The organism is Gordonia phosphorivorans, from assembly GCF_042432625.1.
Lineage (GTDB): Bacteria > Actinomycetota > Actinomycetes > Mycobacteriales > Mycobacteriaceae > Gordonia > Gordonia phosphorivorans.
The window spans coordinates 51,685-70,404 of sequence record NZ_JBHLWV010000024.1 but is presented as its reverse complement, the minus strand read 5'-3'; the positions used below and the strand labels follow the sequence as shown (position 1 = coordinate 70,404).

Sequence of the window (18,720 nt, the reverse complement as noted above, 5' to 3'; positions counted from 1 at the left end):
CGGGGAGATACCGACGAACGACCCACGCATCTGACTAGAACGTGTTCTAGTATGTTCATGCGTATGGATGAATCTCGGGGACCGAACCGACTCATACGCACGCTCATCGTAGCCGTGATCGGCGTGCTGGCCGTCGCGTTCGCATCGCCGACGCTCCCGCCGGCGGCCCAGGCGGCCCCCACCGGCGCACCGGCCTACGCCCTGGCCGGCAACTGCTACCAGCTGACCGGCGCCAAGGTGCCCGTCGGCCGGTACTACGCCAAGGCCGCGGCCCTGGGACAGTTCCTGTTCTACGACACCGCCGGGCGGGCGCTCACCGCCGACGGCAAGAACGTGACCGCGCACCGCGACCTGTCCAATGATGCGATCTGGTCGGTCCGCGAAGCGCGCGACAAGTTCCGTCTCACCTCCACCACGCAGCGCGGGACCGCTCGCACCGTCGCCCTGACGCCGGCGCAGGGATGCCGCGCCTTCCCCGAGGCCCAGCTGAACGTCGAAGGCGGACCCTCGTCCGGGCTGGGCTCGCAGGGCGAGCTGACCGGATTCGTCGACGGTCACGCGCACCTGATGGCCGAACAGTTCCTCGGCGGCGGCATCCACTGCGGCAAGCCGTGGAGCCCCCTGGGCATCACCGTGGCCCTGACCGACTGCCCCGACCACGGCACCGACGGCTGGCCCGCCGTCCTCGAGCACGTCCTGTCCAAGCCCGGCCCACACAGCAGCGACGGCTGGCCGTCGTTCCAGGGCTGGCCCACCTGGTACTCGCTGACCCACGAACAGACCTATTACCGCTGGGTCGAGCGCGCCTGGCGCGGCGGCGTGCGGCTGATCAACAACTACTACGTCCAGAACCGGGTGCTCTGCGAGCTGTACCCGCTCGGCGACGAGACCTGCGACGAGATGGAATCGGTGCGCGTGCAGCATCGGCGCCTGCTCAAGCTGGTCGACTACATCGACGCCCAGGCCGGCGGCCCGGGCAAGGGCTTCATGAAGATCGTGCGCAGCTCCGCCGAGGCCCGCGCGGTGATCGCCTCCGGAAAGCTCGCCGTGTCCCTGGGCATCGAGATCTCCGAGCCCTTCGGCTGCCGCATCATCAACGAGGTACCGCAGTGCGACCGCGGCGACATCGACCGCGGCATGGACGAGCTCAAGGCGATGGGCGTGCGGCAGATGATCCTGACGCACAAGTTCGACAACGCCCTCGGCGGCTCCCGGATCGACAGCGACCTCACCGGTGCCGCCGTCGGCATCGGCCAGGTTCTGGCCACCGCCCTGCCGTGGCAGACCGAGCCCTGCCGCACCCCGCTGCGCGACAATCCGGCGCCCCTGGACGGACCGGATCGCTGCAATGCGCGCGGGCTGAGCGACCTGGGCGCCTACGCGGTCAACGCCGCCATCAAGCGCAACATGATGATCGACGTCGACCACCTGTCGGTCAAGTCGTTGAACCGCGTGCTCAAGATCGCCGAGGCCCACAAGTACCCGGGGATCACCAGTACCCATTCGTGGACCGACGAAGGGGTCTACGGCCGCATCCTCGCGCTCGGCGGCACCATCGGCCTCTACGGCGGCATCCCGGAGAACTTCGTCGGCGAATGGCGCGAGGTGCACGCCCGCCACGCCAAGGACGGCGCTCCGCTGGCCCTGTCGTTCGGTGCCGACACCAACGGTCTGGGCACGCAGGGCTCACCACGTGAGAACGCCGAGGCCGATCCCGTGCGCTACCCGTTCCGCTCGGAGAACGGCGCGCTGCTGCACCGCCAGGTCACGGGCACCAAGGCCTTCGACGTCAACGTCGACGGCAACGCCCACTACGGCCTGATCCCGGACTGGATCCACAGCATGCGCCTGGAAGCCGGCGCGGAGGGCGACGCCCTGGTGGCCGACATGTACCGGGCCGCCGACAGCAAGGTGGAACAGTGGGCGGCCGTGGAGGCCCACCGACGATGACCGCCCCGGCACTCTCGCGCAGCATCTCCCTCGGTTACGCCGCCGGGAGTGTCGGTACCGGTGCGTTCGGGGTGCTGCCGGGTCTGGTGCTGTCGTACTACCTCACCGACACCCTCGGGGTGGGCGCCGTCCTCGCGGCGTTCGTGGTGGTCCTGCCCAAGATCATCGACGTGGCGATCAACCCGATGATCGGGGCGCGCAGCGACCGCGACTTCGCCGACACCGGTCGGCGGACCCGGCTGATGTGGCTGGGCGCTGTCGCGATCGTGCCGCTGTTCATCGCCACCTTCGCCGTGCCGGAGAGCCTGTCCTCCGGCACGGCGGCCCTGTGGGTGCTGGTGTTCTTCTCACTCACCGCGGTGGCCTACGCGCTCTTCCAAGTGCCCTACATCGCGTTGCCCGCGGATCTGACCCCCGACTACGACGCGCGGACCAAGCTGATCTCCGACCGCATCGTGGTGCTGGCCCTCACCATCCTGGTGGTCGGCGCCGGTGCGCCCGCCATTCGCGACACTTTCCACGGCGGCTTCGGCGGCTACCTCGCGATGGCCGTGGCCACCACCGCGCTGATGGCGCTGGGCATGGCCGTCGCCACGCACTGGGCCGGACGCGCGGGCGCCGGCGCCCCCAAGCGGTCGGCGGGGCCGAACGCGCATCGCACCCGGGACGGCTTCGAGGCGCTCAAGCACAACCACCACTACCGCATCCTGTTGCTGGTGTACGTGACCCAGGCGCTCGCGACCGCCGTGATGCTCGCCGGCGCGCAGTATCTGGCCACCTACATCCTCGAGGACAAGAACGCCCTCACCCCGCTGTTCGTCGCGCTGGTGGCGCCGGCCATTCTCGTGATGCCGCTGTGGGTGCGCATCGGCGTCCGGTTCGGCAAGCAACGCGCGCTGGCCGCCGCCTCGGTCCTGTTCCTGCTGGCCGCCCTCTCCCTCGGCGTGGCCATCCTCGCCCCCGGCGTCTGGGTGTACGCCCCGATCGCGATGGCCGGGGTGGGCTACGCGGGCATGCAGACCTTCCCGCTGGCCATGCTCCCGGACGTGATCGACGAGCGGTCCGCGGGCGTCGGCCGCGACCAGGGCGGGGCCATGTCCGGGCTGTGGACGGCCGCCGAGACGATGGGTCTGGCGATCGGCCCCGGCCTGTACCTGCTGGTCCTGGCCGCGACCGGCTTCGTGTCGTCGACCGCCGACGAGGTCGCGGTGCAGCCGGACAGCGCACTCACCGGTATCACCGCCGGTTTCGCCCTGCTGCCCGCGGCCCTGATCGCGGTGAGCTTGCTGATCCTGTCCCGCTACCGCCGACGAGAGCAGTCCGCATGACACCGGAGAGTCCCGTCCATTCCGAGCGATACCGGCGCACCCTCGCCGAACTGGCCCGACGACGCGCCACCGACGCCCCCACGCACGGCGGCCGCATCCTGTCGTACGTGTACGACTCCGGGCTGGCCGAACTCGACGAGCTCGCCGGGGCCGCCGCGGCCCTGGTGCAGCCGGTCAACGGCCTCGACCCGACCGTCTTCGGGTCCGTGGCGAGCATGGAACGCGACCTGATCGCCTTCGCACGCACCGCCTTCCACGGGCCCGACGCGGTCGGGTCGGTCACCTCCGGCGGCACCGAGAGCTGTGTGCTGGCGGTGAAGGCGGCGCGCGACCATGCCGGCCTCGCGCCCGGCACCGGCTCCCTCGTGCTGCCCGCGACCGCGCACGCCGCCTTCGACAAGGCCGCACGACTCCTCGGCGTCCGCGCCGTGCGCGTCCCCGTGGACCCGGCGACCACCCGGGTGAGTGCGGCGGCGATGGCCGCGGCGATCGAGGACGACACGTTCCTGCTGGTCGCCTCCGCACCGAACTACCCCACCGGCGCGCTCGACCCGATCGGCGAGATCGCCGAGGTGGCGACGGCCCGCGCACTCCCGCTGCACGTGGACGCATGTCTCGGCGGTTTCGCGCTCGCGTGGTGGCCGCAGCCGTTGCCCGCCTGGGACTTCCGGGTTCCGGGCGTCACGAGCATCTCGGCCGACTTCCACAAGTACGGGTACGCACCCAAGGGCGCGTCGGTGATTCTGCACGCCGACCGCGACCGGCACCGGGCCGGGTTCTTCGCCACCACCGACTGGCCGGGCTATCCGATCGTCAATCCCACGCTTCTCGGTTCCCGGTCGGCCGCCGGTCTGGCGTCGGCGTGGGCCATCACCGACTACCTGGGCCCGGACGGATTCGCCGCGCTCGTGGCTCCCGTCGCCGAGGCCGCCGCCGCGCTGCGCGTCGCCGTCGAAGGCATCGACGGTCTCGCGGTGGCCGGCGCCCCCGACGGTCCGGTCTTCGCCGTGGTGGCCGACCCCGCATCGTCGGCGCCGATCGATCCGCACCGGTGGTCGGCGGCCGTCGCCGCGGCCGGGTTCACCCTGCAGGAGCAGCCGAGCTATCGCCAGCCCGACGGCACCGTGCTGCCCGCCAGCACCCACCTGACGGTGACCCCGGTGACCGCGTCGGTGCTCGACGACCTGATCGGGGCCATGACCGTCGGCGCCGAGCGGGCGCGCGGGCAGGCCCCCGCCGCCGCTCCGGACGCGCTGACCGCGCTGGCGCAGGCCTTCGTCGACGGCGCGCTCACCGTCGACGACGCCCTCGCCCTGGATTCGGCGTCCACCGCGGCCGCACTGGTGGCTGCCGGCATCGACCCGCACACCGACCCGTCCGACGCGGCGAACGCCCTGGATCTGCCGGCGATCATCGCGGCCATCGAGGCCCTGCCCCGCGAGGTCACCGCGAAGATGCTCGCCGAGTTCCTCGCGTCCTACGCCAACCCCTGACTCAGATCACCCGGGTCATCCGGGGCAGCGGCGCCGCCTCGGGATCGTCCGGGTCGCGCGCCAGGTCGATCACCTCGTTGAAGCCCTCCACCAGGCATTCGGCGAACAGTTCCGGCTCGACGATGGCCGCCGCATCGGAGTTCAGCCCGAGGCAGGCGATGCCGTTGTGGGTGATCATCGTGGCCATCACCGCGCAACCGGGCAGCGGCCCGAACGGGAACATCCGTTCCACCCGCGCCCCGGCCACGAACGTCTCCCACGGGATGCCGGGCACATTGCTGGCCTGCAGATCGTTCTGGGCGGTGGTGCCGCTGAACTGAGCCAACACCGGACCGGGCAGCCAGGCCAGCAGCGGTCCGGCGGTGTTGAACAGATCCACTGCCGGTTCGGTGCGGGCGGCGCGCACCTGCTCGCGCATGGTCAGCACCCGCTCGAACGGATCGTCGATGCCCACCGGACCGGCCAGCCGCCCCACCGCGATCCTGTTGCCGCCGGCCGGGTCGTCGGGTTGGCGCACCGAGATCGGGATGGCCATCGGGATGGCATCGACCATGGTCCCCATGCGCTCGTGATAGCGCCGGAAGCCACCGATCAGACCGGCCAGGTACACGTCGTTGATGGACGCGCGCGTCACCTCCGCGGCGGCCTTGAGCCCGCTGAACGGCACCTCGAAGGCACTGAAGCGGCGGGCCACGCCGCGCTCGGCCAACAGCGGCGAACCCGGCGGGCTGATCAGACCGGCCACGCGCGGCACGGACCGGCCGTACCGCAGCACCTTGCTCAGCGCGCGTCGCGGCGAGCGGAGCGCGAACGCACCCTCCACGGCCATGCCGGCCAGCCGCGGGACGCGCCGGGTCTCCTCGCCCAGCTGGCGCCACAGCACCTCCAGCGCCGAGGGCTCCACGGGCTCAGGTGCGGGCGGCTGCGGCTTGCCCGGAATCGGATCGCGGCTGGTCGAATGCAGCTGCGCGAGCGCCAGGATGGCGCCCAAGCCGTCGGTCAGGGCGTGATGAGCCTTGAGGAAGTAGGCCGCCTTGCCGTCGGGCAGGCCCTCGATCAGGTAGCCCTCCCACGGGGGACGCGCCGGATCCAGCGGCGTCATGCCGAGCTGCTCGCAGGTGCTGAGCAGCTCGCGCATGCTGCTGTCACCGCCCAGCCGAATCCGCCGGACGTGGTAGTGCAGGTCGAAGTCGGGGTCGACGCCCCAGCTGGGGGTGCCGGTGTGCAGCGGTGATTCGATCACCCGCTCCCGGAACCGCGGGGCCATCCGGCTGCCCCATTCGTGGGCGGCCAGCAGCCGGTCCCAGTCGGGCGTGGTGTCGTAGATCTCGAGCATGCAGATGGTCGAGCGCAGCCGCCGGTCGGCGTCGCCGCGCCACATCACCGTGTCGACCGGGCTCATCTCGGTCGCCTCGCCCCATGCGATCGGCTTGTCGCCGGTCTCGGTCATTGCTGCGTCCTCACTGGTCATCGGCATTGTCCCGCCACTCGAAGATCCCCATCGTTCTGGTCATCCGCCCGTCGTCGAAGGCCCGGACCGGCCACTCGGTGAGCGTGGTGATGAACTGCTGCCGCACCTGTTCGGCGTGTTCGTCGACGGTCTCCGGTCGCCACTGCGAGGTGTCGATCGGCGGCAGCACCTGCACTTCGACGGTGCCCGGTTTGATCAGCTGCGCACCGCGCCACATCAGCTCGCCGGCGTTGCGCAGCACCACCGGCACCACGGGCACGCCGGCCTGCATGGCGATGTGGAACGGCCCCTTCTTGAACGACCCGATGCGCGGGGTGGCCGACCGGGTGCCCTCGGGGGCGACGACCAGCGAGAACCGTTCCTCGCGGATCTTGCGGACCACCGGCTCCAACTGCTCGATCGCCTTGCCCACGTCGGCGCGGTCGATGAAGACCACCCCGCCCGCGTGCAGGATCGGCCCGAACAGCGGCAGGTCGCCGATCTCCTTCTTCGCCACCCCGGTGGCCTGCCCGCGCACCAGGTGGATCAGCACCGGCAGATCGAGCTTGGACTGATGGTTGAAGACGAACACGCACGGACGGTCCGAGGTCAGGTACTGCTGGCCGTCGAGCACTTCGACGTCGACGCCGGCCAGCGCCAGCCCCGCATCCAGCCCGGTGGACACCGCCTCCTGCATGGCCTCGGTGCGGTCGCGCCCCAGCAGGCCGCTCGCGAACCCGACGGCCGCCGAACCCAGGAACGTGCCGTAGAAGGCGCCGGTCCGCACCGCCATCGCCAGTTTGTTGGCCGACGGATTGCGCAGGTCCAGGATCGGCCAGCCGCGCGACTCGGCCACCCCGCGCAGGGCCCGCTGCGGCGACACCGCAGCCGGATGCCCCACCGCCTCCAAGTAGGGCACGTCCTCGTTGCCGTCGCTGTAGGCGAACGACGCGTCCAGGTCCAAATCCCATTCGCGGGCCAGGCGACGGACCGCGGCGGCCTTGCCCGGCCCCCACAGCGGCCGACCCTTGACCTCGCCCGTGACGATCCCGTCGACCACCTCCACATCGGTGGCCAGAGCGCGGTCGGCGCCGATCTCCTTGGCGATCGGCTCGATCTGGAACCGGGTAGCCGAGGAGGCGATCACGATGCGGTGGCCGCGCTCGCGGTGCGCGCGAATGATCTGCCACATCTGCGGCCGCAGCTTGGCCGCGGTCTCGGTCTTGAACAGCTTCTCGCCGAAGGCGAGCAGCTCGTCGTAGGTCTTGCCCGCGAAGGCCGGTTTGGTGGCCGCCAGCACCTCGGCGTAATCCTGCTCGGAGGTGCAGCCGCGCAGCCCGATCATCAGCGCATCGGTCACCTCTTCCGGGGTGAACTCGAGGCTGCGCAGGCGTGCCCGCAGGATCGCGGTGGCCGAGAAGCCGTCGATGAGCGTGCCGTCGTAGTCGAAGAAGGCGCAGATCCGATCGCCCTCGGGTGCCTGTTTGATCTCGAGCAATCGGTCCGCGAGCGCGCTCATCGGTTCTCCTCCAGTTCTGCCGCGGCCGCCTGTTCGGCCTCGATCGCGGCGATGCGCGACAACCGTTCGCGTATTTCGTGCACTTCCCGCAGCCATTCACCGCGGGCCCGGCGCTCGTCGTCCTCGGAGTCGCCGCCGACGGCGCCCCGGTTCTCGGCCAGCCGGTAGGCGCCGTCGTACAGCTCCCGGGACACCGAATCCTTGCTCTGCACCTCACCCTGCAGCGACAGCTGCCGCCCCAGCCCGAGACATTCCATGAGGAACTCGTCCTTGGGCACCGCGCCCGCGTCACGGGACGACAACAACGTCGCCACCACCAGCTGCGCGTCGAAGAAGGTCTGCAGAGTCCGGCGGGCGAACAGCTTGCCCGCATTGGCCAGCAGCGCCTCGTACACCCACTGCTGGGTGGGCACCGTGGTCCGCCATTCGGCGGCGATCAGATCCAGCTCGGCACCCAACCGGTGCAGGAACTCCTTCTTCGGCGGGAAGAAGAACTCGAACTTGAGCAGGTCGCGGATGCGCAGCGCCTCCTGCTGGGAGACGCCGAGCATCCCCTCGGGATGATCGGTGTGCACGGTGCCGTCGGCCACCGCCAGCATCGCCACCTCGACGATGGCGCGATCGACGAAGTGGTGCAACGCGCCGTTGCGGTAGTAGGCGGCGATCGCGTGATTGCCCGGCGCGATGCCCCACACCTGTTCGGTCCCGCCGTCGTAGGTCGACAGCACGCCGGCTTCGGTCAGCTCCCCCAACGTCGACAGCAGGCCCAGGCCCCGGCAGGTGGACGGATCGGGTCCGGGCAGACCGCGGTCGTCGATGTAGGTCAGCAGCGGCGCCAGGATCACTTCGATCTCGGTGGCCGTGTACGCGCGGTCGGCGGCGCCGAGCAGCGCGAAACCGGCCAGCGACGTCGAGGAGATCGGGGTGGCCGCGTTGATCTCGTCCATCACCCGGAAAGCGACCTTCTCCAGCCGGGCCCGGCCGTCGCCGGATTGGTCGAGCGCCCCGCGCAGCGAGAAGGGCTCGCCGAAGCGCACCCGCGCCTGCCCGCGGTGCACGCGCTGACCCCGCGCATAGCGCAGCAGCCATTTCAGGTCCTCGGGCCGCTTGGTTCCGCCCGCGGCCTCCTGCGCCATCGCGGTGATCTCCGGCAGTTGGTCGTAGACGATCGAGGTGGGCACCACCGTCACGTCGGCGCCGTCGACCGACTCGACGGCCTCGGCCACGTACGACAGCAGGCCCAGCATCGGGGGACGCAGCTTCCCGGTCCGGCTGCGGCCGCCCTCGATGTACCACTCCAGGTTGAAGCGCTTCTCCACGATGAACGACAGGTACGACCGCATCGCGAGCTTGTAGACCGGGTCGGAGCCGAACTGGCGGCGGATGAAGATGGTGCCGGCCCGCTGCGCGATCGGCCCCATCGGCCAGAACGCCAGGTTGTTGCCGCCGAGCACCAGGTTGGGCGGGAAGTCGTGCTCGTCGAGCACCCCGCTGAGCACCAGCGGATCCACGTAGGAGCGGTGCGAGGGCAGGAACACCAGCGACGTGGACTTGTTGAGTTCGCGGAGGCGGCCGAGCGTGTCCAGGTCCGCCGACACCGTCCAGGCCCGCTCGTAGAGGCCGCGGAAGGTGGTGTTGAAGATGTCGCGCATCAGTCGGCTCTGGGTGGCGACGAACGAACTCATCTTGTCCGTGGTCTCCTGGGCGACCGACGACACCGGGCGGCCGAGTTCGGCGGCCAGGTCGGCGATGGCCGCTTGGAACCGGGCCGACGAACTGATCTGTTCGGCCACCAGCCGCGGCACCTTGTACCGGTCGCCCACCAGCGCCAGCTCGGACCGTTCGGCCGAGAGCGCCGCGCGCATGCCGACGAACGCCGCGAACGACTCCCCCGCCGCCTGCTGCTGCTGGTAGGCCTCGTCGAGTTCGGCGATCGACGCCGACGCGCCCTCGACCACCCGCACCCGGTCGGGGTAGCGCCGACGGATGCTCGGCTGCCGCCAGGCCGGCGGCTTGCGCGGATTGGACAGGGCCACCGCGTCGGCGAGCGAGACCCGTCGCTCACCCCGTCGCACCTGCGGCAGCCACACCACACGCACCGGAACAAGCACGGTGGTGGCGGGCAGCGCGGCGAAATCGATCCGGTCCAGGGTCAGCACCTTCGCACCCGGATGGTTGGCGGCCGCCCAATCGGCGATCACTTCCCGTTCGGAGTCCGTTCGGACATCCGCCAACACGATCGATTCCACCACGCGTCCTCCGCCTTCGCTGGGTCATCCGGGCGCCGTCGGCGCCCCGGTTACCCATTGTGTCCCATGGGGACTCACAGCGAGCGCGAGATGATCTCCTTCATGATCTCGTTGGTGCCGCCGTAGATCAGCTGGACCCGGTTGTCGGCCCACATGCGCGCGATCGGGTACTCGTTCATGTAGCCGTATCCGCCGAACAGCTGCAGGCAGGTGTCGGCCACTTCCATCGCGCGGTCGGTGGTCCACCACTTGGCCATCGCGACGGTCGGGATGTCCAGTTCGCCGCGCAGATGCTTGTCCATGCAGTCGTCGAGGAAGACGCGGGCGACGTGCGCCTCGGTGGCCACCTCGGCGAGTTTGAACTTGGTGTTCTGGAACGCGAAGACCGGCTTGCCGAAGGCCGTGCGGTCCTTGGTGTACTCGACGGTCTTCTCCAGCGCCACCTCCATGCCGGCCACCGCGGCCACGGCGATGATCAGCCGTTCCTGCGGGAGCTGCGACATGAGCTGGATGAAGCCCAGACCCTCCTGGTCGCCGAGCAGGTTGGACTGGGGCACGCGCACGCCGCTGAAGTTCAGCTCCGCGGTGTCCTGGCCCTTCATGCCGACCTTGTCCAGGATCCGGCCGCGGCTGAAGCCCTCGCGGTCGGTCTCCACCAGCACCAGCGAGATGCCCTTGGCGCCTTCGGTGGAGTCGGTCTTGACCACGGTGATCACCAGGTCGGCCTGGCCGCCGTTGGTGATGAAGGTCTTGTTGCCGTCGATGACGTAGTCGTCGCCGTCCTTGACCGCCTTGGTCTTGACGTTCTGCAGGTCCGACCCGGTGCCCGGTTCGGTCATCGCGATGGCGCCGACCACCTCACCGGAGGCCAGCTTGGGCAGCCAGTGCCGCTTCTGCTCCTCAGACCCGTAGGCGAGGAGGTAGTGGGCGACGATGCCGTTGTGCAGGCTCTGGCCCCACGAGGAGTCGACCACGCGGGCCTGTTCCTCGATGAGCACCGCTTCGTGCGCGAACGTGCCGCCCCCGCCGCCGTACTCCTCCGGGATCGACATGCACAGCAGGCCCAGCTCGCCGGCCTTGGTCCACAGCTCGCGATCGACGTGGTGCTGCTCGATGTAGCGCTCGGTGTTCGGAGCGATCTCCTTCTCGCAGAAGGCGCGCGCCATCTCACGAAGCGCGGTCAGTTCCTCGGTCTCCCAGGAGGGCTTGCCCATGATGTGTTGCCTGCCTAACTAGAACTCGGTGGATGTACTTCGGAGAAATACTGCCGGGAATCCTAATCAATGGCCATTGTCAACGTTTCGGCCGACCCCCTTGGACAAGGAGGTCGGCCGAAGAGCCGTGTGCCGCGCGGTGGCGCGCGCCGATCAGCTGTTGTCGGTCGCGTTGCCCTTGAGCCACGTGGACCAGGGGATATTCCAGTCGCCCAGGCCGTCGTAACCCGACAGCGTCTCGCCGCCGGTGTAGCGGACGGTGACCGGGTCGCCGCGCAGAGTGTTACGGACCAGCCACTGCGCATCCTCCGGGCTCAGGTTCAGACAGCCGTGACTGGTGTTGGTGTTGCCCTGGGCCCACACCGACCACGGTGCGCCGTGCAGGTAGATACCGCTGTAGGACATCTGCACCGCCCAGTCGACCGGGGTGCGGTAGCCCTCGGCGGCCGAGGTCGGGACGCCGTAGGTCGACGAGTCCATGATGATGTGGTCGACGCGGTCGCCGATCATGTAGATGCCGTTGGGGGTGTCGTGCCCGGGCTTACCGAAGGAGGTGGGCATGGTGCGGATGACCTTGCCGTCCTCCTTGATCACGACGGTCTTGGTGCGGTCGTCGGCGAACAGCTCCATCGCGCGCTTGACCGTGAAGTTCGACTTGACGTTCTCCTGGCCGAACATGCCGTTACCCAGGTCGATGCCGTAGGTGTTCACGGCGATGTCCACCTTGGTGCCCGGCTTGAAGAAGTGCTCCGGACGCCAGCGGACCTCGCTGTCGCTGATCCAGTAGAACGCGCCCTTGACCTCGGGGTTCGTGGTGATCTTGATGGCGTCCTGGGCGGCCTTGCGGTTCGGGATCGGCTCGTCGAAGCGCACGCCGACGGTCTGCGCGATACCGACGTCCTCGCCCTTACCCGGCAGGATGTAGGCCTGCGTCAGGTTGTTCGGGGCCTGCGTGGTGAAGCCCTGCTTGGTGGTGGTCTGCCCGCCCACACCGACCGCCTCGGCGGTCACCGTGTAGCTGCGGCCGTAGCCGAACGGCTCGGTGCTGGTCCAGGTGGCGTTGTCGTCGCTGAAGGTGCCCTTGAGTGGCTTGCCGTCGGCCTTGGGGATGGTCACCTTCGACAGCGCGCCCTCGGAGGCCTTGACCACGATGGGCTTACCCGGCTGCACGCCGACGGCGTCCTTGTCCAGCGGGGTACCTGCTTCGTTGGTGACGGAGATGGCCGGCTTGACCATGTCGGTGAACTCACCCGAGGCGTGGACCACGTCGCTGTAGCTGGCGCCGCAGGCGCTCAGTGCGACGGCCGCGGCCGCAAGTGTGCTGACTGCCATCGTTGCGCGAAACCCGCGACGATTCCGCAGACGAGTGAACCCCATGATGCTCCAAACTGCACTAGCCGACCGCTGCTGCCGGGGCCCGCTTGCGCGGACCGGCTACCCGGTGATGTGTGTGTAGGGAGGCGTCGCCGCTGACGGACTCCCGGCCGCCGCACTTTCGCGACGACTCTCCGCGGACCAGACTACACTTTTCGCCGCCGTCGCCGCCACGCGCGAGCGTCGCGAATCACAATGGTGTAAGCCACCCCCATCCGCCCCGCCCACAACCGTCGCCCGGGCCCCGTTCGCGCCACTCGCGCACGTCCGCGACCCTCGGACACGTTCACCCCCTCCCCGTCCGACGCGAACGTGCCTGACCGACGCGAACGGGTCTGACCGATGCGGAGAGACCGGGGCCAGCAACCGGGGCCGGGCCGAGAACGGGAACGAAAAAGCCCCTCACCTGCGTTTTCCGCTGGTGAGGGGCTTTGCTGTGCGCCATCAGGGACTCGAACCCCGAACCCGCTGATTAAGAGTCAGCTGCTCTGCCAATTGAGCTAATGGCGCTTGGCCTTGCGAGAAGAAACATTAACAGGACATCCGCCGGAATATGAAATCGCCTGGTCAGAGCGGTATGGAGCAGACAATCACAGGGTCGGGGATTGCGGGCACCGTCCGGCGAGAGTGCGACGCATGGCCAGCGGAGACCGCCCGAACCAGCGGCGACAACTGCGCGTGAGAGAGCTCTGCTCGCTGTAGCCGAGTTGGGCCGAGACCGCTGAGAGCGGGAGATCTTCCACCGCCAGCAGTTCACGAGCAAGGAGCTCCCGACATTCGTCGAGAAGTCCCTCAAATGTGGTGTCTTCAGCAGCTAGACGACGCTGAAGGACCCGCGGATGGACCATCAGGATCCGAGCCACCTCTACGACGCTCGCCTGCCCCAGAGGTAACAGCTTTCCGATGAGCTCCACGACGTGTTCGTCGAGACTGAGGTAGCGATGCCGCTCACCCAAGTAGCGGGACGCCAGCGCGTAGGCCTGCGTATCCGCGCCCGCAACGTGTCGACTCAGCAATCCCGTCGGGAAGACGACCGCATTGTGTGCCGCGTTGAACTCCACCGGACACTGGAAGTAGTCGACGTAGACATCGATCGGCGAGATCCTGGCGTGCCGGAAGGTGATCCGATTCGCCCGGAAGCCCGAGTCCGTCAGCATGCCGAACATCCCGTTGATCACCCCGAGGGACAGCTCCACCATCTGCTCGCGGTGCGCCAGGCGCGTGAGGTTCACGTCAAATCCGAATCGAGACTCCCGGCCCCCGGTCACCAATTCGGCCCGGATCGCCGACGAATAGGTGTGCAAATACTTGACGACGCCAAGCAAAGCAGCCTCCACGCTGCCGGCGTTGCGAGCGAGTACCGCGATCGGCCCGAGCATCTCCAAATCCTGGAGCATCGACAACCGCAGTCCCATATCTGGCACCGCCAGCTCTTCAGCAGCTTCGCCAATAGTGAGCGCGAGTGCGGTGTAGCTGATGAACCGGTTGTAGTTCCCCACCGCCGCCGGATCGATCCCTGCACTGCGCAGAAACTCCGCTGAATCACCGCCATGGGCGGCGATCATGTCCGGCACGTGCGTCAGCGATGAGCCCCGAATCACATCCATAGTCGCGAAATGTAAAAAACTGGTCGCGAAATGTCAAGAACAAACGGTAGCCACCTGTGAATCTAGACACAGTCCCGCAGACGCGAGGACCCGACCACCACCAACAACAAGGAGTCCCCATGACCGCCATCACCGACCTGCCTCTCGCCTTGACCATGCAAACCGAGGACTTTCCCTGGGCCCACGGGATCCTGGCTCCAGGTCTTTCCATTCAGTTGCTCGTCGCCGACGTGGAAGGCGGATTCTTGGTTGCCCGCACTCGTTTCGCTCCCGGCACCATCATCCCGACCCACCTGCACACCGGCGCCGTCCACGGCTACACCACTAAGGGCAGCTGGTTCTACCAGGAGTACGGCGAGGAGAGCATGAATATCCCCGGCTCATACATCTACGAGCCCGCCGGTTCCACACACACCCTGCAGTCCAGCGACACCGAGGTGACCGAAGCGTTGTTCATCATCCACGGTGCCTTCCTCAACTACGACGAAGCAGGAAACTTCGTGGGCCACATCGACGCGGCCAACACTTTGGAGGCGTACGTCTCGATTCTGCGGGATCAGGGCGACGCGATTCCCAAGGTCGTCGTCGGTGGCAACAGCAACTACCTGCGCTGAATTGCCCTCGAGGAAGTCGGAGAACACCATGCAAGAGAACATCGGCTCGGCCCTAACCCGGGCTGCCCGATTCTTCGGGGACCACACGGCACTCGTCGACGGGAGCCATCGCTGGACGTACCGGGACCTCTCGGCCCGCGTCGAGTCGTTCAACGCTGCCCTCGACGAACTCGGGCTGACACCCGGCGACGTGGTCGGAGTCCTTACGAAGAACAGCCGCGCCCACCTGGTGGCCTGGCTGGGCGTACCCCGCTACGGTCGCGTGCTCAACGAGATCAATACACGCCTGTCACCCGCGGAGATCGCCTACATCGTTGACGATTCGCAAACCCGGGTTCTCCTGGTGGGCGACGACTTCCTCGAGATGGGACGGCAGATTCGCGAGGACTGTCCCTCGGTCACCGCCCTGGTCTACACGGGCGACGGTTCGTGCCCCCCAGACTGCCACGATTTCGAGGCGCTCCTCACCGGCGACCGCACCCCAGTGATCGTCGCGGCCGGCGGTGACGACACCGCCGGAATCTTCTACACCGGCGGCACCACCGGCCGACCGAAGGGAGTGGAGCTGACCCATGCCAATCTGGTGGCCAACGCCAAGCATGCTCTGATCAGCCTCGGCTACACCGAGCACGACGTCTATCTGCATGCTGGACCGATGTTTCATCTCGCCGACGGCGCATCCACCATCGCGCTTACGTGGGTCGGCGGCACTCACGTGATAATCGGCGGCTTTGAGCGCACGCTCTGGCTTGCGACGGTGGAGCACGAACGCGTCACGCAGGCCATGCTGGTGCCGACCATGGTCACCATGCTCTTGGCGGAGCCGCTTGGAGACTACGACATCAGCTCCCTGAAGTCGGTGCTCTACGGCGCGTCCCCCATGCCGGTATCGCTGCTGCGCACCGCAATCGACACACTCGGCTGCGACTGGTGTCAGGTGTACGGAATGACCGAGGCAGCGCCGATCGTCACCTTCCTGACCCACCGCGATCACCGCGACGGCGTCACCGACGCCACCCCGCAGGCCCAGGCCCGTCTCCGCTCAGCCGGTCGCCCGGTGGTCGGAGTCGACGTCGAAACCCGCGCCCACGACGGCACCGTACTGCCAGCCGGGCAGGTCGGCGAGATCACCGTTCGAGGAATGAATGTGATGAAGGGATACCTGAACAACGCCGAGGAGACCGCCACCGCATTGGTAGATGGCTGGTTTCATACCGGCGACATGGGCTATCTGGACGACGACGGTTACCTGTTCGTTGTCGACCGCCTAAAGGACATGATCATCACCGGCGGTGAGAACGTGTACTCCACGGAAGTGGAGAACGCGCTGTACCGCCATCCCGATGTCCTCGAGGTCGCCGTCTTCGGTACGCCCGATGCGCAGTGGGGCGAGGTCGTGACTGCCGCCGTAGTCCTCCGGAGATCAGACGCGGTGAGCGCCGACGATCTGCAGGCGCACTGTCGCGAACTCGTGGCCGGCTACAAGGTGCCTCGCCTCGTCCATTTCGTCGAGAACGGCCTGCCCAAGTCAGGCGCCGGAAAGATCCTCAAGCGCAATCTGCGCGACCAGTACTCCCCCGTCTGAGTAAAGGAACTCTCATGACACTGCCCTCCAATACTTTCTCCGGCCGTACGGTGCTCGTCACCGGCGGTACCTCCGGAATCGGTGCCGCGACGGCGCTGCACTTCGCTGGGCTCGGTGCCACTGTGCACGCCGTCGGCCTGGGCGCCGACTGCGTCGACTTTCCCACCGGAATCAACGGCAACGACGGTCTAGACATTCGTGTCACCGAATTAGATGTGACCAACCGAGCAGCGGTGGACGCCTTCTTCGCGACGCTCGACCGACTCGACGTCCTGGTCCCGGCCGCCGGAGTGACTCTCGGGCCTCCCGAACAAGAGCCCGAGGGCTTCGCTCGCGTCATCGAGATCAATCTGCTCGCAGTGCAGTACTTCATCGTGAAGAGTGCACCGCTGCTGGCCAAGAACACGGGAGCCTCGATCGTCAACATCGCCTCAATGCTCAGCATCTTCGGATCGGCCGACGGGCCCGCGTATTCGGCCAGCAAGGGGGCCATCGTGCAGCTGACCAAATCGATGGCGCAGGTGCACGCGCCAGCCGGCATCCGGTGCAATGCCGTGGCGCCCGGCTGGATCGACACCCCACTGCTGGAATCGGTCAAGACCGTCGCCCCAGAGGTCTATGCGGCACTGCTGCAGCGTACCCCGCTGGCACGCTTCGGCGACCCAGTGGAGGTGGCCCGGGCCATCGGGTTCCTAGCCTCCGACGACGCCAGCTTCATCACCGGTGCTGTGCTGCCGGTCGACGGCGGTTTCCACACGGTTTAGTCACCCAGATGCGAGCGGCCCCCGATCAGCAGATCGGGGGCCGCTCGCGCAGGTCGGTCAGTTCTTGACGATCTTGCGCACCACGATCACCACGGTGAGCGCGCCGGCGCCGATCAACGAGAACTTCACCGGCGGACTGGACAGCAGGGCCAGCGCCTTGGTCTTCAGGTCGTCGGCCAGGCGCTGGGGGTTGGCCCGATCGGCCAGCTGGTCCAGAGTCGTCGCCAGCTCTTCGCGCGCCCGCGCGATCTCCTGCTCGATGCGTTCGGTGTCGTCGGCCACGCGGTCCTCCAAAGGGATGGGTCGGATGTCGGCACGGGGTTCTCACCCGCAATACGTCGAGCGTACCCACCCACCGGGCGACAGCCGTTGACATGCTCTCGTTCCACCGCGACGGCCGTCCGGTTAGGGTGATTCCATGGCAGCCAACGGACGACTCGAAGTCGGCGACATCGCTCCCCTGTTCACCTTGCCCGATGCCGACGGCAACCCGGTCTCGCTGTCCGACTACGCCGGACGCAAGGTCCTGGTGTACTTCTACCCCGCCGCGATGACGCCGGGCTGCACGAAGCAGGCCTGCGACTTCCGCGACAATCTGGCCGAGCTGAACGAGTCCGGGGTGGCCGTCGTCGGCATCTCGCCGGACAAGCCGGCCAAGCTCGCCAAGTTCGTCCAACGCGACGAGCTGAACTTCCCGCTGCTGTCGGATCCGGAGAAGGAAGTCCTCACCGCGTACGGCGCCTTCGGCGAGAAGAAGCTGTACGGCAAGGTGGTCACCGGCGTGATCCGCTCCACCTTCCTGGTCGACGAGGACGGTCGCATCGCCGCGGCGATGTACAACGTGCGGGCCACCGGGCACGTCGCGAAGATTCGTCGCGACCTGTCCCTGTAGCCCCGCCATGACCGCCGATGCCGCGGCGCAACCGCTGGTCCCCCGCAAGCGGCCCGCGCAGGAGCGCAGCCGACGAAAGTTCGAGGACATCCTCACCGCCGCCCGCGAGGTGCTGATCGCCGACGGCTTCGACTCCCTCACCTGCGAGCAGATCGCCGCGCGCGCCGACGTGCCGATCGGCACGCTGTACCAGTACTTCGCCAACAAGTACGTGATCGTGTGCGAACTCGACCGCGTCGACACCGCCTCGGTGCGCGACGAACTGAACGCCTTCGCCGGGGAGATCCCGTCGCTGGAATGGCCGGTGCTGCTCGAGAAGTTCCTCGACCACCTGGCGGCGCTGTGGCGCACCGACCCGTCGCGGCGCGCGGTGTGGCTGGCCGTGCAGTCGACCCCGGCCACCCGGCTCACCGCCTCGCTCAACGAGCAGATCCTGGCCGAGCAGGTGGCCCGCATCCTGGCCCCGCTCACCCCGAGCCAGCGCGAGCGCCGCGAGATGATGGCGCAGGTGCTGGTGCACACCGCCTATTCGCTGCTCAGTTTCTCCGTGCAGGACGGTCACGACCACGACCTGACCGTGCAGGAGCTCAAACGCATGCTCGCCGGCTATCTCCTCCTGGAGGAGACGGCCGGCAGATGACGACTCGGCGGACGGGCGCGTGCCCGTCCGCCGAGAATCGG

Annotated in this window: 15 protein-coding genes and 1 tRNA gene; 8 read left to right on the top strand and 8 right to left on the bottom strand. The window is 68.1% G+C overall.

The window, feature by feature from the left end:
- Positions 1-63 precede the first annotated feature (63 nt).
- The 3 genes from ACFFJD_RS13805 to ACFFJD_RS13795 are packed head-to-tail and all read left to right on the top strand — an operon-like array spanning position 64 to position 4,771.
- Positions 64-1,950, top strand: a complete 1,887-nt coding sequence (locus tag ACFFJD_RS13805) for a sphingolipid ceramide N-deacylase (protein WP_382365107.1) — start codon at positions 64-66, stop codon at positions 1,948-1,950.
- Positions 1,947-3,278, top strand: coding sequence for an MFS transporter (locus ACFFJD_RS13800; protein WP_382365105.1), 1,332 nt, complete (start codon positions 1,947-1,949; stop codon positions 3,276-3,278). Before ACFFJD_RS13805 ends, ACFFJD_RS13800 begins: the two co-directional genes overlap by 4 nt.
- A complete protein-coding gene (locus ACFFJD_RS13795) occupies positions 3,275-4,771 on the top strand; it encodes a pyridoxal phosphate-dependent decarboxylase family protein (protein ID WP_382365103.1) in 1,497 nt (498 codons plus the stop codon). Before ACFFJD_RS13800 ends, ACFFJD_RS13795 begins: the two co-directional genes overlap by 4 nt.
- Before the next feature lies 1 nt (position 4,772).
- On the opposite strand, the gene ACFFJD_RS13790 is transcribed toward ACFFJD_RS13795, so the two are convergent.
- The 7 genes from ACFFJD_RS13790 to ACFFJD_RS13760 all read right to left on the bottom strand — a co-directional run bounded on the left by ACFFJD_RS13790 (position 4,773) and on the right by ACFFJD_RS13760 (position 14,184).
- Positions 4,773-6,221 (bottom strand): wax ester/triacylglycerol synthase domain-containing protein, encoded by a 1,449-nt coding sequence (locus ACFFJD_RS13790; protein WP_382365101.1) that lies wholly within the window; start codon positions 6,219-6,221, stop codon positions 4,773-4,775.
- Positions 6,222-6,231: 10 nt separating this feature from the next.
- Positions 6,232-7,740, bottom strand: a complete 1,509-nt coding sequence (locus tag ACFFJD_RS13785; protein WP_382365099.1) for an HAD-IB family hydrolase — start codon at positions 7,738-7,740, stop codon at positions 6,232-6,234.
- Positions 7,737-9,989 (bottom strand): glycerol-3-phosphate 1-O-acyltransferase, encoded by a 2,253-nt coding sequence (locus tag ACFFJD_RS13780; RefSeq protein ID WP_382365166.1) that lies wholly within the window; start codon positions 9,987-9,989, stop codon positions 7,737-7,739. The genes ACFFJD_RS13785 and ACFFJD_RS13780 overlap by 4 nt, the downstream gene beginning before the upstream one ends.
- Before the next feature lie 74 nt (positions 9,990-10,063).
- The gene (locus ACFFJD_RS13775) at positions 10,064-11,203 is read right to left on the bottom strand and encodes an acyl-CoA dehydrogenase family protein (protein WP_382365097.1); all 1,140 of its coding nucleotides are present in this window, start codon (positions 11,201-11,203) and stop codon (positions 10,064-10,066) included.
- Between the two features lie 153 nt (positions 11,204-11,356).
- Positions 11,357-12,580, bottom strand: a complete 1,224-nt coding sequence (locus ACFFJD_RS13770) for a L,D-transpeptidase (RefSeq protein WP_382365095.1) — start codon at positions 12,578-12,580, stop codon at positions 11,357-11,359.
- A gap of 434 nt (positions 12,581-13,014) precedes the next feature.
- Positions 13,015-13,087 (bottom strand) — tRNA-Lys (locus ACFFJD_RS13765).
- Positions 13,088-13,167: 80 nt separating this feature from the next.
- Entirely contained in the window at positions 13,168-14,184 is a 1,017-nt protein-coding gene (locus ACFFJD_RS13760) for an AraC family transcriptional regulator (protein WP_382365093.1), read from the bottom strand.
- Between the two features lie 119 nt (positions 14,185-14,303).
- Between ACFFJD_RS13760 and ACFFJD_RS13755 the strand changes: the two genes are divergently transcribed.
- Genes ACFFJD_RS13755 through ACFFJD_RS13745 form a run of 3 tightly spaced genes read left to right on the top strand, consistent with a single transcriptional unit; the run spans position 14,304 to position 17,147 of the window.
- The gene (locus tag ACFFJD_RS13755) at positions 14,304-14,798 is read left to right on the top strand and encodes a 2,4'-dihydroxyacetophenone dioxygenase family protein (protein WP_382365091.1); all 495 of its coding nucleotides are present in this window, start codon (positions 14,304-14,306) and stop codon (positions 14,796-14,798) included.
- Between the two features lie 28 nt (positions 14,799-14,826).
- Entirely contained in the window at positions 14,827-16,383 is a 1,557-nt protein-coding gene (locus tag ACFFJD_RS13750) for a long-chain-fatty-acid--CoA ligase (RefSeq protein ID WP_382365089.1), read from the top strand.
- Between the two features lie 14 nt (positions 16,384-16,397).
- The gene (locus ACFFJD_RS13745; protein ID WP_382365087.1) at positions 16,398-17,147 is read left to right on the top strand and encodes an SDR family NAD(P)-dependent oxidoreductase; all 750 of its coding nucleotides are present in this window, start codon (positions 16,398-16,400) and stop codon (positions 17,145-17,147) included.
- Between the two features lie 57 nt (positions 17,148-17,204).
- Here the strand turns inward: ACFFJD_RS13745 and ACFFJD_RS13740 are convergent, their stop codons facing one another.
- Positions 17,205-17,429 carry a DUF3618 domain-containing protein gene (locus ACFFJD_RS13740; protein WP_382365085.1) on the bottom strand — a complete coding sequence of 75 codons (225 nt, stop codon included), beginning with the start codon at positions 17,427-17,429 and terminating at the stop codon, positions 17,205-17,207.
- A gap of 136 nt (positions 17,430-17,565) precedes the next feature.
- Here ACFFJD_RS13740 and bcp point away from each other — a divergent pair, with 136 nt between their 5' ends.
- Both bcp and ACFFJD_RS13730 read left to right on the top strand, forming a co-directional pair.
- Positions 17,566-18,039, top strand: coding sequence for a thioredoxin-dependent thiol peroxidase (bcp, locus tag ACFFJD_RS13735; protein WP_382365083.1), 474 nt, complete (start codon positions 17,566-17,568; stop codon positions 18,037-18,039).
- Between the two features lie 7 nt (positions 18,040-18,046).
- Positions 18,047-18,679, top strand: a complete 633-nt coding sequence (locus ACFFJD_RS13730) for a TetR/AcrR family transcriptional regulator (RefSeq protein ID WP_382365081.1) — start codon at positions 18,047-18,049, stop codon at positions 18,677-18,679.
- Positions 18,680-18,720 lie beyond the last annotated feature (41 nt).